Origin of the sequence: Pseudomonas fluorescens (genome assembly GCF_000802965.1) — a bacterium.
Classification (GTDB): Bacteria; Pseudomonadota; Gammaproteobacteria; order Pseudomonadales; family Pseudomonadaceae; genus Aquipseudomonas; species Aquipseudomonas fluorescens_A.
This window is the reverse complement of record NZ_JSAK01000013.1, coordinates 160,131-175,308: the sequence shown is the minus strand read 5'-3', so window position 1 is coordinate 175,308 and position 15,178 is coordinate 160,131. Positions and strand designations below refer to the sequence as shown.

Below are 15,178 nucleotides of genomic sequence, written 5' to 3'. Positions count from 1 at the left end.
AAGAATTCAGATCATTACAACTTACTGCAGGAGCCGGCTTGCTGGCGATGAGGCCATTGGACTCACCGCAAGGCTTCATGGCCTCTTCGCCAGCAAGCCGGCTCCTACAGAAAAGCGATTACAGCGCTTTGACAGAGATGATTTCCACGTCAAAGGTCAGGGTCTTGCCTGCCAGCGGGTGGTTGAAGTCGATGGTCACTTGCGCGTCATCGAACTCTTTGACCACACCCGGCAACTCAGTATTGGCCGCATCGTTGAAGATCACCAGCAAACCGGGCGACAGGTCCATGTCCTGGAACTGCGAGCGCGGGATGATCTGCACGTTTTGCGGGTTGGGCTGACCGAAAGCGTTTTCCGGCTCGATGCTCAGTGTGCGCTTGTCGCCAGCCTTGAAGCCGAACAGCGCCGCTTCGAAACCTGGAAGCAGGTTGCCATCACCCACCTTGAAGGTCGCCGGGGCTTTATCGAAGGTGCTGTCCACCGTGTCGCCGTTCTCCAGGCGCAATGCGAAATGCAAGGTGACTTCCGTGTTCTGGCCGATGCGTTGCTCAGCCAATACCTGTTCAGTCATGAACGGCTTCTCCGGTCTTTTTACTTTTGAACATATCCAGTGCCAGCATGACAGCGCCCACAGTAATTGCACTGTCGGCAAAGTTGAACGCCGGGAAATGCCAGCTGTTCTGCCAATGCACCAGGATGAAATCGATCACATGGCCCAGGGCAATGCGGTCATACAGGTTGCCTAGCGCACCGCCGAGCACCAGCGCCAGCGCAATGGCCAGCCAGGTCTCGTTGCGCCCCAGACGCTTGAGCCACACCACCAGCACCGCACTGACCACCACGGCGATCAGGGCAAACAGCCAGCGTTGCCAGCCGGAGCTGTCGGCCAGGAAGCTGAACGCCGCACCGGTGTTATAGGCCAGGGTCCAGCTGAACAAATCGGGAATCACCACGATTTGCTGATACATCTCGAGCTTGCCTTCGAAGTAGAACTTGCTGGCCTGGTCGATGACCAGAACCAACAAGCTCAACCAGAGCCAGCCCAGCCGTCCGAAACGGCCAACGGCATTAGGCATAGTGACGTACCTCGCCCGCACCGCTGATGTTGTCGACGCAACGGCCGCAGATTTCCGGATGCTCCGGGTTCACGCCGACGTCTTCACGGCAGTGCCAGCAACGGGCGCACTTGGCGAAGGCCGACTTGACGATTTTCAGCTTCAAACCGCTGACTTCGGTGACTACCGCGTCCGCTGGCGCCTGAACAAAAGGCGCAACGCTGGCGGTCGAAGTGATCAATACGAAACGCAGTTCGTTGCTCAGCTTGGCCAGGTCGGCGGTCAGCGCATCTTCGGCAAACAACGTGACTTCCGCTTGCAGATTGCCACCGACGGCCTTGGCCGCACGCTGGATTTCCATCTCTTTGTTGACCGCGACCTTCACTTCCATGATGCGATCCCAGTAGGCGCGACCCAGCTCGAAGCCTTCCGGCAGTTCGGTCAGACCTTCGTACCAGGTGTTGAGCATGACCGACTCGTTACGCTCGCCCGGCAGGTATTGCCACAGTTCGTCAGCGGTGAACGCCAGGATCGGCGCGATCCAGCGAACCAGCGCTTCAGAGATGTGGAACAGCGCGGTCTGGCAGGAACGGCGAGCCTTGCTGTCGGCGCCAGTGGTGTACTGACGGTCTTTGATGATATCGAGGTAGAAACCGCCCAGCTCCTGCACGCAGAAGTTGTGGATCTTCGAGTAGACGTTCCAGAAGCGGTACTCGTCGTAGTGCTCTTGCAACTCGCGTTGCAGCAACAGGGTGCGATCCACAGCCCAACGGTCCAGCGCGAGCATTTCTTCGGCCGGCAGCAAGTCGGTGGCCGGGTTGAAACCGGTCAGGTTGGAAAGCAGGAAGCGCGCGGTGTTACGGATACGCCGGTAGGCGTCCGCACTGCGTTGCAGGATCTGCTCGGAAACCGCCATTTCACCCGAGTAATCGGTCGACGCAACCCACAGACGCATGATGTCGGCGCCCAGGGTGTCGTTGACTTTTTGTGGCGCAATCACGTTGCCCAACGACTTGGACATCTTGCGGCCAGACTCGTCGACGGTGAAACCGTGGGTCAGCAGCTCGCGGTACGGGGCGTGGTTGTCGATGGCGCAACCGGTCAGCAGCGACGAGTGGAACCAGCCGCGATGCTGGTCCGAACCTTCCAGGTACAGGTCGGCGCGTGGACCGCTTTCGTGGCCCATCGGGTGCGAACCGCGCAGGACGTGCCAGTGCGTGGTGCCCGAGTCGAACCAGACGTCGAGTGTGTCGCTGATCTTGTCGTACTGCGGTGCTTCAGCGCCCAGCAGTTCGGCGGCATCCAGCTTGAACCAGGCTTCGATGCCTTCGACTTCGACGCGCTTGGCGACTTCTTCCATCAGCTCAACGGTACGTGGGTGCAGCTCGCCGCTTTCCTTGTTCAGGAAGAACGGGATCGGCACACCCCAGTTGCGCTGACGGGAAATGCACCAGTCCGGACGGTTGGCGATCATCGAGTGCAGGCGCGCCTGGCCCCAGGTCGGAACGAACTTGGTGTCTTCGATGGCTTTGATCGAACGCTGGCGCAGGGTGTCGCCGGTGGTTGGCTGCTTGTCCATGCCGATGAACCATTGCGCGGTGGCGCGATAGATCAGCGGAGTCTTGTGGCGCCAGCAGTGCATGTAGCTGTGTTCGATGATGGTGGTGTGCAGCAGCGCACCGACTTCGGTCAGCTTGTCGACGATGGCCGGGTTGGCCTTCCAGATGAACTGCCCGCCGAAGAATTCCAGCGAGGTCGCGTAAACGCCGTTGCTTTGGACCGGATTGAGGATGTCGTCGTTGACCATGCCGTATTTCTTGCAGGTCACGAAGTCGTCCACACCGTAGGCCGGTGCGGAGTGAACCACGCCCGTGCCCGCGCCCAGTTCAACATAGTCAGCCAGGTAAACCGGCGACAGACGGTCGTAGAACGGGTGACGGAAGTTGATCAGCTCCAGCGCTTTACCGGTGGTGGTCGCAATGACCGAACCTTCCAGCGAGTAGCGCGCCAGGCACGACTCGACCAGCTCTTCAGCCAGCACCAGCAGTTTGTCGCCGACATCGACCAGGGCGTAGTTGAATTCCGGGTGGACGTTCAGCGCCTGGTTGGCCGGGATGGTCCACGGGGTGGTGGTCCAGATCACGATCGAAGCAGGCTTGGCCAGCGCTGGCAGACCGAACGCGGCAGCCAGTTGGGCTTCGTCGGCGATCGGGAACGCCACGTCGATGGTCGAGGACTTCTTGTTCTCGTACTCGACTTCCGCTTCGGCCAGGGCCGAACCGCAGTCGAAGCACCAGTTCACGGGCTTGAGGCCCTTGAACACAAAACCGCCTTTTACGATTTCAGCCAGGGCACGGATTTCACCGGCCTCGTTCTTGAAGTCCATGGTCTTGTACGGGTTGGCGAAGTCGCCCAACACGCCCAGACGGATGAATTCGGATTTCTGGCCTTCGATCTGCTCGGTGGCGTAGGCACGGCACAGTTCGCGGGTCTTGTCCGCGCCCAGGTTCTTGCCGTGGGTCACTTCGACTTTGTGCTCGATCGGCAGGCCGTGGCAGTCCCAGCCCGGAACATAAGGCGCGTCGAAGCCCGACAGGGTCTTCGAGCGGATGATCATGTCCTTGAGAATCTTGTTCAGTGCGTGACCGATGTGAATCGTGCCGTTGGCATACGGAGGACCGTCGTGCAGGACGAACTTCGGACGATCCTTGCCAATCTCGCGCAACTTTCCGTACAGGCCAATACTGTCCCAGCGCTGCAGAATCTGCGGTTCGCGCTGTGGCAGGCCGGCCTTCATTGGGAAGGCGGTGTCCGGAAGGTTTAGCGTGGATTTATAGTCGGTCATTTAAGGCTCTTCATTAGCGATTGGCGCTAGGTGCGACAGGGCACGGGCGGCGGCGACATCCGCATTGATCGCCGTCTTAAGCGCCTCCAGAGAGGCGAAACGCTGCTCTTCACGCAGCTTTTGGTGGAAAACCACCGTCATACGCCGGTCATACAGATCGCCGGCAAAATCTAAAAGATGGACTTCGAGGTGGGCTTTGCCATCCCCTTGGACCGTGGGCCGCACGCCGATATTGGCGACACCTGGCCAGGTCTTGCCGTCGAGGTCGACGCTGACCAGATAAACCCCGGTCAACGGTACGCGACGGCGCTTGAGCTGAATGTTGGCGGTGGGCGTACCCAACTGCCGCGCCAGTTTCTGGCCGTGCAGCACGCGACCGGCAATCCGGTAAGGGCGCCCGAGGAGGCGTTCGGCGAGGGCAAAGTCAGCGGCAGCCAGTGCATTACGCACCTGGGTGCTGCTGACGCGAATGCCGTCGAGCTCGACGGTCTGCGCCGCTTCGACGGTAAAGCCCTGCATGACGCCCGCCTGTTGCAGGAAATCGAAATCCCCTACCCGGTCACAGCCGAAACGGAAGTCATCGCCGACTTCAAGGTGCTGCACGCCGAGGCCGTCAACCAGAATGGTATCGACGAACTCACTGGCGCTGAGCTTGCTCAGGCGTTGGTTGAAGGCCAGGCACAGGACCCGGTCGACCCCTTCGGCGGCCAGCAGCTGAAGCTTGTCGCGCAAGCGTGCCAGTCGGGCAGGCGCAGTGTCCGGCGCGAAAAACTCTCGCGGCTGCGGCTCGAAAATCACCACGCAGCTGGGCACGCCCAACTCGAGCGCACGCTCACGCAGCCGCGCCAGGATAGCCTGGTGGCCACGGTGTACACCGTCAAAGTTGCCAATAGTGGCGACACAGCCCCGATGCTGGGGGCGCAGATTGTGGAGGCCTCGAACCAGCTGCATAACGCGCTTCTTGCTCATAAAGTGGTCGATTATAACCACACCCGGCGGCCGACGACAGGCAACACCGTATCCCAAAGTAATCGAGCCGACAAAAACGCCGGCCCGCCCGTACTTATCGAGGCCTTGACCTCAGCCAAGCGCCTTGCGATTGAAGTCGCGCAAGCGGAAGCCCATCAACACTAACATGCCGAAATACGCCACCACACCAGCGACCACCAAGGCACCCAGGCGCAGGAAGCGTTCAAGCATCTGCCCCTCGCCCCAGGCCGGCATGAAGTGCATCCCGGCCAGCAATACTGCGGACATCACCGTGACCGCGATTACCAGCTTGAAACTGAACTTGGCCCAACCCGGTTGCGGCTGATACATCTGCTGCTTGCGCAGTTGATAGAAGAGCAGCCCGGCATTGAGACAGGCTCCGGCGCTGATGGCGAGTGCCAGACCTGCGTGAGCCAGCGGGCCGATCAGCACCAGGTTGAACAGCTGCGTGACGACCAGCGTGAAAATCGCAATTTTTACCGGCGTGCGGATGTTTTGTTGCGCATAAAAGCCAGGAGCCAGCACTTTAATCACAATAATCCCGAGCAAACCGACCGAATACGCAATCAAGGCACGCTGGGTCATGGCCGCGTCATGTGCATCGAACTGACCATACTGGAACAACGAGACCGTCAGTGGCTCAGCCAGAATCCCCAACGCCAGAGCGCAAGGCAACACCAGCACGAAGCACAGGCGCAGGCCCCAATCGAGGATGCGCGAGTACTCCTGGCGATCATTGCTGGCGTAGGTCTTGGCCAGGGTTGGCAACAGAATCGTCCCCAACGCCACGCCGAGCACACCGGACGGCAGCTCCATCAAACGGTCGGCGTAGTACATCCACGACACGGAGCCGGCGACCAGGAACGAGGCAAAAATAGTGTTGATGATCAGCGAGATCTGACTCACCGACACGCCGAGTATCGCCGGCAGCATCTGCTTCATCACCCGCCAGACGCCGCTGTCGCGCAGATTCAGGCGCGGCAGCACCAGCATGCCGATCTTTTTCAGATGCGGCAGTTGATAGAGCAGTTGTGCCAGGCCGCCCGCCAATACCGCCCAACCCAGCGCCATGACCGGTGGATCGAAGTACGGCGTCAGGAACAGCGCAAAGATGATCATGCTGACGTTAAGCAGGGTCGGCACGAATGCCGGCACCGAAAAACGGTTCCAGGTGTTGAGGATCGCGCCCGCCAACGAAGACAAGGAGATCAGCAATATGTAGGGAAATGTTACCCGCAGCAGACTGGAGGTCAGCTCGAATTTTTCCGGAGTATTGGTGAAACCCGGCGCTGTCACCCAGATCACCCACGGCGCGGCAATCATGCCCAGCACAGTGACTAAAGCCAAAACCAGTGTCAGCAGGCCCGAAACGTAGGCAATAAATGTTCGCGTCGCTTCATCGCCCTGTTGGCTTTTGTATTCCGCGAGAATCGGCACGAACGCCTGGGAAAAAGCCCCTTCGGCAAAGATTCGCCGCAACAGATTGGGCAATTTGAAGGCAATGAAGAAGGCGTCGGTCGCCATTCCCGCGCCAAATATGCGCGCAATGAGGGTGTCACGAACGAACCCCAGAACCCGGGAAATCATCGTGATAGAGCTGACGGCGGCCAACGATTTGAGCAGATTCATTGAAAGAGTTTGTGCCTGTCGATAAACAGCAGGCGAACAATGCGCCTACTTATGCGATACTCCGCGCCGCAACAGCACTGAGCCAAAGCTCGCGAGTTTACAGGTCGTACGCTGGAAAGAAATATCCAGTCGTGCAGCACCTACCACTTAGCGGAACGTCTCAACCGCCCTTGACAACACCTCAACTCATCGGCATGATTCGCGGCCTATTTTGTTTGCTATTTCCTAAAAAGTCTTTCGAGGAGCTCGACGGTGGCCAACTCACCTTCCGCCAAAAAACGTGCAAAACAGGCTGAGAAGCGTCGCAGCCACAACGCCAGCCTGCGTTCCATGGTTCGTACCTACATCAAGAATGTAGTTAAGGCCATCGACGCAAAAGACGCTGAAAAAGCTCAAGCTGCTTACGTTCTGGCTGTGCCAGTTATCGACCGTATGGCCGATAAAGGCATCATCCACAAGAACAAGGCTGCTCGTCATAAGAGCCGCCTGAATGGCCACGTAAAGGCCCTGAACGTTGCCGCTGCTGCCTAAGCGACGCGTTCATTAAAAAACCGACCTTAGGGTCGGTTTTTTATTGCCTGCGATTTAGAAAATCACCGCAAAAAATGTAGGAGTGAGCCTGCTCGTGATAACGACGTGTCAGTCGACATCAAGTGTGACTGGCACACCGCTTTCGCGAGCAGGCTCACTCCTACAATGGTTTAGCGTTGTTATTGCTGGACTGGCACCCACGGCAAGATCGGAATCGCCGTCACGGCATTCTGCGGACTGCCCTCGATCAAACGATCGCTATACACCAGATACACCAGCGTATTGCGCCTCTTGTCCAGGAAACGCACCACCTGCATGGTCTTGAACACCAGGGACGTGCGCTCCTTGAACACCTCGTCACCATCCTTCAGCTCACCCTTGAAGCTGATGGGCCCGACCTGGCGACAAGCAATGGAAGCCTCGGCTCGATCTTCGGCCAACCCCAAACCACCCTTCACACCACCAGTCTTGGCGCGCGACAGATAGCAGGTCACACCTTCGACCTTCGGATCATCAAACGCCTCGACGACGATCCGGTCGTTCGGGCCGACGAATTTGAACACCGTCGACACCTGGCCAATTTCCTCGGCCGAGGCCAGCAGCGGCATCGCCAGCAGCAACCCCAATAGTCCTTTTGCTACACGCATTCAGGTATTCCCTCAGACCAGAATCAGGTTATCGCGATGAACCAGCTCTGGCTCCGCCATGTAACCCAGCAAACCGACAATCGCCTCAGACGACTGACCGATGATTTTTTGCGCTTCCAGCGCACTGTAGTTAGCCAGGCCACGGGCAATCTCACGACCATCCGGCGCCACGCAGACCACCATTTCACCACGACGGAAGCTACCCTGAACCAGTTTCACACCCACCGGCAGCAAGCTCTTGTTGCCTTGGGACAACGCCGTCACCGCACCCTCATCGAGCACCAGGGTGCCACGGGTTTGCAGATGCCCGGCCAGCCACTGCTTGCGCGCCGCCAGCATGCCGCGCTCAGGTGAGAGCAAGGTGCCGATGCGCTCGCCCGCCTTGAGGCGATCCAGCACACGCTCAAGACGCCCACCCACGATGATCGTATGAGCACCGGAACGCGCCGCCAGACGCGCCGCACGCAGTTTGGTCTGCATGCCGCCACGCCCCAGCGCACCACCCGTACCGCCCGCCACCGCATCGAGCGACGGATCATCGGCACGGGCCTCGTAAATCAGCTGGGCATCTGGATTGTTGCGCGGATCGGCGTCGAACATGCCATCGCGATCCGTCAAGATCACCAGCAAGTCAGCCTCGACCAGGTTGGCCACCAGCGCCGCCAGGGTATCGTTGTCGCCGAAACGGATTTCGTCGGTGACCACGGTGTCGTTCTCGTTGATCACCGGAATGACCTTCAACTCAACCAACGCACGCAAGGTACTGCGAGCGTTCAAGTAGCGCTTGCGGTCAGACAGATCATCGTGAGTCAGGAGAATCTGCGCAGTGTGCCGACCATGCTCGGCAAAGCTCGACTCCCAGGCCTGCACCAAGCCCATCTGGCCGATTGCAGCAGCAGCTTGAAGCTCGTGCATCGCACTGGGTCGCGCGGTCCAGCCCAGACGGCTCATGCCGGCCGCCACCGCCCCGGAGGACACCAGCACCAACTCGACACCCGCCTCATGCAAGGCCACCATCTGCTCTACCCAGACACCCATTGCTGCGCGATCCAGGCCTTTGCCGTCCGCTGTCAGCAAAGCGCTGCCGATCTTCACGACCCAACGCTGCGCACCTGTCACCTTGCTCCGCATCATCTTCAACCTTAGCTTGAGGACAGCGCGACCTGGCACTGCCCGTGACGTTATTCGTGGTTATTCGTGACCAACGATCGATTTGCAGATACTAAAACGCCGCTCGATTGAGCGGCGCTTAAGTTTATCGCAACGAATCAGTCACGCACGTAAATGATTTCCGGACCGTCTTCGTCATCCACATCTTCTTCGTCCCAATCATCGTCGCCGATGTCGTGGACCGACTTCACGCCGCTGCGACGCAGGGCACGCTTGTCATCCAGCGCCTGCAGTTGCGCGCGAGCTTCGTCTTCGATGCGCTGATCGAGATCTGCCAGCTCTTCCTTGTAGGCTGGGTCGTTGGCCAGGCGATCGGCACGATCTTCCAGGTAACGCATGATGTCGTGGCACAGACGCTCGGTGTTCTGCTTGGCAATAGCCGAGATCACGTAGACCGGACCAGTCCACTCCAGGCGATCAACGATTTCCTTGACGCGAGCATCGTGCTCTTCATCAAGGATCTGGTCGCACTTGTTCAGGACCAGCCAGCGATCACGCTCCGCCAGGGACGGACTGAACTTGATCAGCTCATTGACGATCACTTCAGCGGCATCCGGTGCACTGGTTTCATCCAGTGGCGCCATGTCCACGAGGTGCAGCAGCAAACGGGTACGCGACAAGTGCTTGAGGAAACGAATCCCCAGGCCCGCGCCATCGGAAGCACCTTCGATCAGACCCGGAATGTCCGCAACCACGAAGCTTTTCCAGCGATCGACGCTGACCACACCCAGGTTCGGCACCAGCGTGGTGAACGGATAGTCAGCAACTTTCGGCTTGGCAGCCGAAACCGAGCGGATAAAGGTACTTTTACCGGCGTTCGGCAAACCCAGCAGACCTACGTCAGCCAGGACTTTCATTTCCAGCTTCAGGTCGCGCTGCTCACCCGGCTTGCCCGGAGTGGTCTGGCGCGGCGCACGGTTGGTACTGGATTTGAAACGGGTGTTGCCCAGACCGTGCCAGCCACCCTGTACCACCATCAATTTCTGACCAGCCTTGGTCAGGTCGCCGATGACTTCCTGAGTCGCGGAGTCGATCACCGTGGTGCCGACCGGCACGCGCAGGATCAGGTCTTCACCCTTCTTGCCGGTGCAGTCGGTGCTGCCGCCGTTGGAGCCACGCTCGGCATCGAAGTGCCGGGTGTAACGGTAGTCCACCAGGGTGTTGAGGTTTTCGTCGGCCATCATGTAGATGGAACCGCCATCACCGCCATCACCGCCGTTCGGGCCACCGTTCTCGATAAATTTTTCCCGACGGAAACTCATGGCGCCATTGCCGCCATCGCCAGCCTTTACGCGAATCGATACTTCATCAACAAACTTCATAACAAACGCCTCTCGCCATACGGACGAGCCGAAAAACAATCAAGACATAAGACTCTTGCAAAAATGAGCGCAGCGACCCCAAAACACGACATCTACATCGTACGCCGACAGCCCATACAAACAGCTTTGCAAGAGACTCACCCCACAAACGAAAAAGCCCCGTCGCGAGACAGGGCTTTTCCAGCGATCGCGCGATTAAGCCGCGACTACGCTCACGTAACGACGACCGAAGGCGCCTTTTACTTCGAACTTGATCACGCCTTCGACTTTAGCGAAGAGGGTGTGATCTTTACCCATGCCAACGCCGTAGCCAGCGTGGAATTGGGTGCCGCGCTGACGCACGATGATGTTGCCTGCTTTGATAGCCTGGCCGCCATACATCTTCACGCCAAGGCGTTTGGCTTCTGAGTCGCGACCGTTACGGGTACTACCACCAGCTTTTTTGTGTGCCATGAGTTCAATTCTCCTAGTGAGGAATTAGGCTGAAATTAAGCCTGAATACCGGTGATTTTGATCTCGGTGTACCACTGGCGGTGGCCCATACGCTTCATGTGGTGCTTACGGCGACGGAACTTGATGATGCGGACTTTATCGTGACGACCTTGGGAGATCACTTCAGCCACAACGGTAGCGCCAGCAACAACTGGAGCGCCGATATTCACGTCGTCGCCATTGGCAACCAACAGAACGCGATCAAAGGTAACGGATTCGCCGGTAGCGATTTCCAGTTTTTCGATCTTCAGGTATTCACCTGGGGCGACTTTGTACTGCTTGCCGCCAGTAACGATTACTGCATAAGACATGGTATTTCTCCGATAATCCTGCTCACCCAGCTCTTTATAAGAAGAGGTATTGGCTGGCATGGCTGCATGGGGCTGGAAGGCCCGCTTGCAATTGCGTAAGGCAGGTGCTGCCCAGGAAGTTCAGGGTGCGCGATTGTACGCAAGGCACGAGCGCCTTGCAATAGGCCGTCCATCGCGCCTTGACAGGCCCGGACGTGAGTCCTAGCATGCCGCGCAACCCTTCTGGAGCGACTGTCGCTGATGCAACCCCAAGCTTTCTACCGCGCGGTGGCGGACGATTTTAGCGCCGTCGACGGCATCATCAAGAAGCAGCTGACTTCCCGAGTGCCGCTTGTATCGAAAATCGGCGACTACATTACCTCGGCCGGCGGCAAACGCCTTCGTCCCTTATTAGTGCTGCTGTGTGGCAAGGCTCTTGGCCGCGAAGGCGACGACCTGCGACTTTTGGCCGCGACCATCGAATTCCTGCACACCGCCACCCTGCTGCATGACGACGTGGTCGACATGTCCGGCATGCGCCGTGGCCGCTCGACCGCCAATGCCATGTGGGGCAACGCCCCCAGCGTCCTGGTGGGCGACTTCCTGTATTCGCGCTCTTTCGAAATGATGGTCGAACTGGGGTCCATGCCAGTGATGAAAATCCTCTCGCAAGCCACGCGCATCATCGCCGAAGGCGAAGTGTTGCAGCTGTCGAAAGTCCGTGACGCCAGCACCACCGAAGAAACCTATATGGAAGTCATCCGCGGCAAGACTGCGATGCTCTTCGAGGCCTCGACCCACAGTGCTGCAGCCCTGTGCGAAGCCACGCCGGAACAGGCTGAAGCCCTGCGCACGTTTGGCGATCACCTGGGTGTTGCCTTCCAACTGGTCGACGACCTGCTGGATTACAAAGGCGATGCCGAGACCCTGGGCAAGAACGTCGGCGACGATCTGGCCGAGGGCAAACCGACCCTGCCGCTGATCTACACCATGCGCGAAGGCACGCCGGAACAGGCAGCCCTGGTGCGCAAGGCGATCCAGAAAGGCGGCATCGAAGACCTGGAAAGCATCCGCGAAGCCGTGGAAGCCTCGGGTTCGCTGGAATACACCGCGCAACTGGCCCGCGACTACGTGGCCCGTGCGATCAAATGCCTCGAAGCGCTGCCGGCCAGCGAGTATCGCGATGCGTTGGTTGAGTTGAGTGAGTTCGCGGTAGCCCGCACGCACTGATTCACCCTTGTAGGAGCCGGCTTGCTGGCGATCGCAGCTGCGGTGTGTTCCAGGCACACCGAGGCGTATGCATCGCCAGCAAGCCGGCTCCTACAGGTCCCCGCCCCCTCCCGCCTAAAACCCTATATAATGTGCGCTTTTTAGCGATCCTGAATCCAAGGAGCTTTAGTGAGCACGTTGCCACCCTGCCCGAAATGCAATTCCGAATACACCTATGAAGACGGCGCCCAGCTGATCTGCCCGGAGTGCGCCCACGAATGGTCCGCCAGCGGCGAAGCCGAAGCTACGTCCGATGACGCGGTGAAAAAGGATTCGGTGGGCAACGTCCTGCAAGACGGCGACACCATCACAGTGATCAAGGACCTCAAGGTCAAAGGCACGTCGCTGGTGGTCAAGGTCGGCACCAAGGTGAAAAACATCCGTTTGTGCGATGGCGATCACGACATCGACTGCAAGATCGACGGCATTGGCCCGATGAAGCTCAAATCCGAGTTCGTCAGAAAAGTCTGATTCTGCTGTATTCCATCCCGCGACCTGTCGCGGGATGGTGCGTCACCCTCCCCCGCCTTGCCCAACAAATCCTCGCGATAGCCAAAAGCCAGCCGTTTTGACCTTACTCAATCTTTACCCTGAAAAAATCGTAATCCGCCAATAGGCCCTTGCTATTTGATGAATAAGAATTATTCTCATTGAAACCCAAATCAATGGAGATGAGGCATGACTTATTTGATCGACGCGTGGCTGGACCGCCCACACCCCTACCTCAGGATCCTGCATCGGGAAACCGGGGAAGTCTGTGCGGTGCTTGAGGAAGAAGCCTTGAACGAATTACAGGATCAGGGTGATCTGGACGTCAACGGCTTGAGTTCCAGCGAGCCGGTGGTGCTCAAGGAACTGGTGCGAAATCTGTTTCTGTTCTGCTATGCCCGGGCGCTGCGCCCGTCGCACGAAATGCATCACAAGATCGAAATATGAGTCACGCAAAACCTGTAGGAGCCGGCTTGCTGGCGATTGCATCACCGCGGTGCAACTGAAACACCTAGATGCTTGGATCGCCAGCAAGCCGGCTTCTACAGGTCGACGGGATTACAAAACGTCGAGCAGCTCGACGTCGAACACCAGTACGCTGTGCGGCGGAATGCTGCCAACGCCTTGAGCGCCGTAAGCCAGTTCGCTCGGCACGTACAGACGCCATTTGCTGCCAGCATTCATCAGTTGCAGGGCCTCGGTCCAGCCAGCGATCACGCCGCCAACCGGGAATTCTGCAGGCTCGCCACGCTCGTAGGAGCTGTCGAACACGGTGCCGTCGATCAGGGTACCGTGGTAGTGAGTACGCACGGTGTCTTCACGGGATGGCTTGGCGCCTTCACCAGCAGTCAGCACTTCGAATTGCAGGCCGGAAGCCAGGGTGGTGATGCCGTCACGCTTGGCGTTTTCAGCCAGGAATGCCAGGCCAGCGCCAGCGGCCGCTTCAGCCTTGGCTGCTGCTTCGGCTTGCATGATTTCGCGGATGACCTTGAAGCTGGCGGACATTTCTTCCTGACCCACACGGCTTGGCTTGCCGGCGAACGCGTCGGTCAGGCCGGCCAGGATTGCGTCCAGGCTCACGCCCGGTGGCGGGTTGTCGCGCAGTTGGTCGCCCAGCTGACGGCCAATACCGTAGCTGACGCGGGTTTCGTCGGTGGACAGATTTACTTCGGACATGACACTGCTCCGCTGTGCGGACGGCCCGGGAACTTGCCGTGCGTGCACAGCGCGTCCCGGAGCGCCCGGAACCAAAAGGGCCAGCAGACTAGCACAGATGCCATGGTGTTGATGAGGGCCGTCAGACCTGTCGCGTGGAACGGATGTCGATCGGCACCTTCAGACTTTCTTCAATGCCGCCGAGCCCGCACATTTCGTCATGCACCAGGGTGTGCACCAGGTTGAAGTTCAGCTTGGGAAAGGAGCGAAGGACATCCCGGGCATGCTCAACCGAACGCAAACTCATGGTATGACCATGCGTATCGTTCAACGGATACGCCGCGCCATGCATCCGCGCCTCGAGCAGATAAATCCCACCTTCCATCGAGATCAGGTTCAGCTCATCGACCTTCCCGGCGACGGCATAGGCATTCAATTCTTGCAGGTTCATGAACGCACCTCACACACTGGCGAGCCAAGACCCTTACAGGGATATGCCTCGGAGCAGCAAAGTACAACCCACAAACGGTGCCGCCCGTCTGTTTTGAGCACATCCACTGTGGCGGGGTTGCTCGCGCGGGGTTGTGTTACCGCCCCATAAAGAAGGGGATTGCTTCGCAAGCCAGCGGGAGCAAGCTTGCTCGCCACAAGGGAGCTTGTGCAGTCAATGCTTGGTGAGCTTATCCAGGTAGCCCATGGCGAAGGCCGATACCACGAAGGTCATGTGGATGATCACGTACCACTTCAGATGTTCGGGATCGACGTTCTTGGCGTCCATGAAGATCCGCAGCAGGTGAATCGAGGAAATCGCCACGATGGAGGCCGCCACTTTCATCTTCAACGAAGAAGAGTCCATGGTGCCCAGCCAGTTGAGCTTTTCCTTGTTGTCGTCGATATCCAGTTGGGAAACGAAGTTTTCGTATCCGGAAATCATCACCATCACCAGCAAACCGCCCACCAGCGCCATGTCGATCAGCGACAGCAGCACCAGGATCAGGTCCGATTCGGCCATCGAAAAGACGTTAGGGATGACGTGGAAAACTTCCTGGAAGAATTTCAGTGCCAGCGCCAACAGGCCAAGGGACAAGCCGAAGTAGATCGGTGCCAGCAGCCAGCGGGAGGCATACATTGCGTTTTCGATAAAGCGTTCCATTGAATCTCACACGTGGTCTGAAAATGGCAGCGAGTATAACAGCCACCTGTCTATACCCAGAAGCGGGCCATAAACCGTTGGGAAATCCGCCACCTGCGCCTATGTGTCAAATTTTTTCTGCTAGTGTCCAAACCATTGACA

General features: G+C 58.5%; 17 protein-coding genes. 4 read left to right on the top strand and 13 right to left on the bottom strand.

Annotation, left to right across the window (positions count from 1 at the left end; genetic code table 11):
- Nucleotides 1–118: 118 nt before the first annotated feature.
- The 5 genes from fkpB to murJ form a co-directional block, all read right to left on the bottom strand.
- Nucleotides 119–556, bottom strand: a complete 438-nt coding sequence (fkpB, locus tag NL64_RS11650; RefSeq protein ID WP_172668667.1) for an FKBP-type peptidyl-prolyl cis-trans isomerase — start codon at nucleotides 554–556, stop codon at nucleotides 119–121.
- Nucleotides 557–563: 7 nt separating this feature from the next.
- The gene (gene lspA, locus NL64_RS11645; RefSeq protein ID WP_034148230.1) at nucleotides 564–1,076 is read right to left on the bottom strand and encodes a signal peptidase II; all 513 of its coding nucleotides are present in this window, start codon (nucleotides 1,074–1,076) and stop codon (nucleotides 564–566) included.
- Nucleotides 1,069–3,900, bottom strand: coding sequence for an isoleucine--tRNA ligase (gene ileS, locus NL64_RS11640; RefSeq protein WP_034148229.1), 2,832 nt, complete (start codon nucleotides 3,898–3,900; stop codon nucleotides 1,069–1,071). Before ileS ends, lspA begins: the two co-directional genes overlap by 8 nt.
- Nucleotides 3,901–4,851: a bifunctional riboflavin kinase/FAD synthetase gene (gene ribF, locus NL64_RS11635; protein WP_034148228.1), complete on the bottom strand. Its 951-nt coding sequence runs from the start codon at nucleotides 4,849–4,851 to the stop codon at nucleotides 3,901–3,903. It lies immediately after the preceding gene.
- Between the two features lie 129 nt (nucleotides 4,852–4,980).
- A complete protein-coding gene (gene murJ / locus NL64_RS11630) occupies nucleotides 4,981–6,519 on the bottom strand; it encodes a murein biosynthesis integral membrane protein MurJ (protein WP_034148227.1) in 1,539 nt (512 codons plus the stop codon).
- A gap of 252 nt (nucleotides 6,520–6,771) precedes the next feature.
- On the opposite strand from murJ, the gene rpsT reads away from it, so the two are divergent.
- Nucleotides 6,772–7,050: a 30S ribosomal protein S20 gene (gene rpsT, locus NL64_RS11625; protein ID WP_020798646.1), complete on the top strand. Its 279-nt coding sequence runs from the start codon at nucleotides 6,772–6,774 to the stop codon at nucleotides 7,048–7,050.
- Nucleotides 7,051–7,229: 179 nt separating this feature from the next.
- Here rpsT and NL64_RS11620 read toward each other — a convergent pair whose 3' ends face one another.
- From NL64_RS11620 to rplU, 5 genes are all read right to left on the bottom strand, one after another.
- Nucleotides 7,230–7,697: a CreA family protein gene (locus NL64_RS11620; protein ID WP_034148226.1), complete on the bottom strand. Its 468-nt coding sequence runs from the start codon at nucleotides 7,695–7,697 to the stop codon at nucleotides 7,230–7,232.
- Between the two features lie 12 nt (nucleotides 7,698–7,709).
- Nucleotides 7,710–8,828 carry a glutamate 5-kinase gene (gene proB / locus NL64_RS11615; protein WP_034148225.1) on the bottom strand — a complete coding sequence of 373 codons (1,119 nt, stop codon included), beginning with the start codon at nucleotides 8,826–8,828 and terminating at the stop codon, nucleotides 7,710–7,712.
- Nucleotides 8,829–8,965: 137 nt separating this feature from the next.
- Nucleotides 8,966–10,189: an Obg family GTPase CgtA gene (cgtA, locus tag NL64_RS11610; protein WP_034148224.1), complete on the bottom strand. Its 1,224-nt coding sequence runs from the start codon at nucleotides 10,187–10,189 to the stop codon at nucleotides 8,966–8,968.
- A gap of 195 nt (nucleotides 10,190–10,384) precedes the next feature.
- Nucleotides 10,385–10,642, bottom strand: a complete 258-nt coding sequence (gene rpmA, locus NL64_RS11605; protein WP_003281574.1) for a 50S ribosomal protein L27 — start codon at nucleotides 10,640–10,642, stop codon at nucleotides 10,385–10,387.
- 35 nt (nucleotides 10,643–10,677) lie between these two features.
- Nucleotides 10,678–10,992, bottom strand: coding sequence for a 50S ribosomal protein L21 (gene rplU / locus NL64_RS11600; protein ID WP_003176051.1), 315 nt, complete (start codon nucleotides 10,990–10,992; stop codon nucleotides 10,678–10,680).
- A 240-nt stretch (nucleotides 10,993–11,232) separates the two neighbouring features.
- Here rplU and NL64_RS11595 point away from each other — a divergent pair, with 240 nt between their 5' ends.
- The 3 genes from NL64_RS11595 to NL64_RS11585 all read left to right on the top strand — a co-directional run bounded on the left by NL64_RS11595 (nucleotide 11,233) and on the right by NL64_RS11585 (nucleotide 13,176).
- Nucleotides 11,233–12,201: a polyprenyl synthetase family protein gene (locus NL64_RS11595; protein WP_015096895.1), complete on the top strand. Its 969-nt coding sequence runs from the start codon at nucleotides 11,233–11,235 to the stop codon at nucleotides 12,199–12,201.
- A 168-nt stretch (nucleotides 12,202–12,369) separates the two neighbouring features.
- Nucleotides 12,370–12,711, top strand: a complete 342-nt coding sequence (locus NL64_RS11590; RefSeq protein ID WP_034148223.1) for a zinc ribbon domain-containing protein YjdM — start codon at nucleotides 12,370–12,372, stop codon at nucleotides 12,709–12,711.
- A gap of 207 nt (nucleotides 12,712–12,918) precedes the next feature.
- Nucleotides 12,919–13,176: a PA4570 family protein gene (locus NL64_RS11585; RefSeq protein ID WP_034148222.1), complete on the top strand. Its 258-nt coding sequence runs from the start codon at nucleotides 12,919–12,921 to the stop codon at nucleotides 13,174–13,176.
- A gap of 111 nt (nucleotides 13,177–13,287) precedes the next feature.
- Here the strand turns inward: NL64_RS11585 and NL64_RS11580 are convergent, their stop codons facing one another.
- From NL64_RS11580 to NL64_RS11570, 3 genes are all read right to left on the bottom strand, one after another.
- Nucleotides 13,288–13,905, bottom strand: coding sequence for an FKBP-type peptidyl-prolyl cis-trans isomerase (locus NL64_RS11580; protein ID WP_034148221.1), 618 nt, complete (start codon nucleotides 13,903–13,905; stop codon nucleotides 13,288–13,290).
- Between the two features lie 121 nt (nucleotides 13,906–14,026).
- Nucleotides 14,027–14,335, bottom strand: coding sequence for a DUF6482 family protein (locus NL64_RS11575; RefSeq protein WP_034148220.1), 309 nt, complete (start codon nucleotides 14,333–14,335; stop codon nucleotides 14,027–14,029).
- A gap of 213 nt (nucleotides 14,336–14,548) precedes the next feature.
- Nucleotides 14,549–15,037 (bottom strand): TIGR00645 family protein, encoded by a 489-nt coding sequence (locus NL64_RS11570; protein WP_034148219.1) that lies wholly within the window; start codon nucleotides 15,035–15,037, stop codon nucleotides 14,549–14,551.
- Nucleotides 15,038–15,178 lie beyond the last annotated feature (141 nt).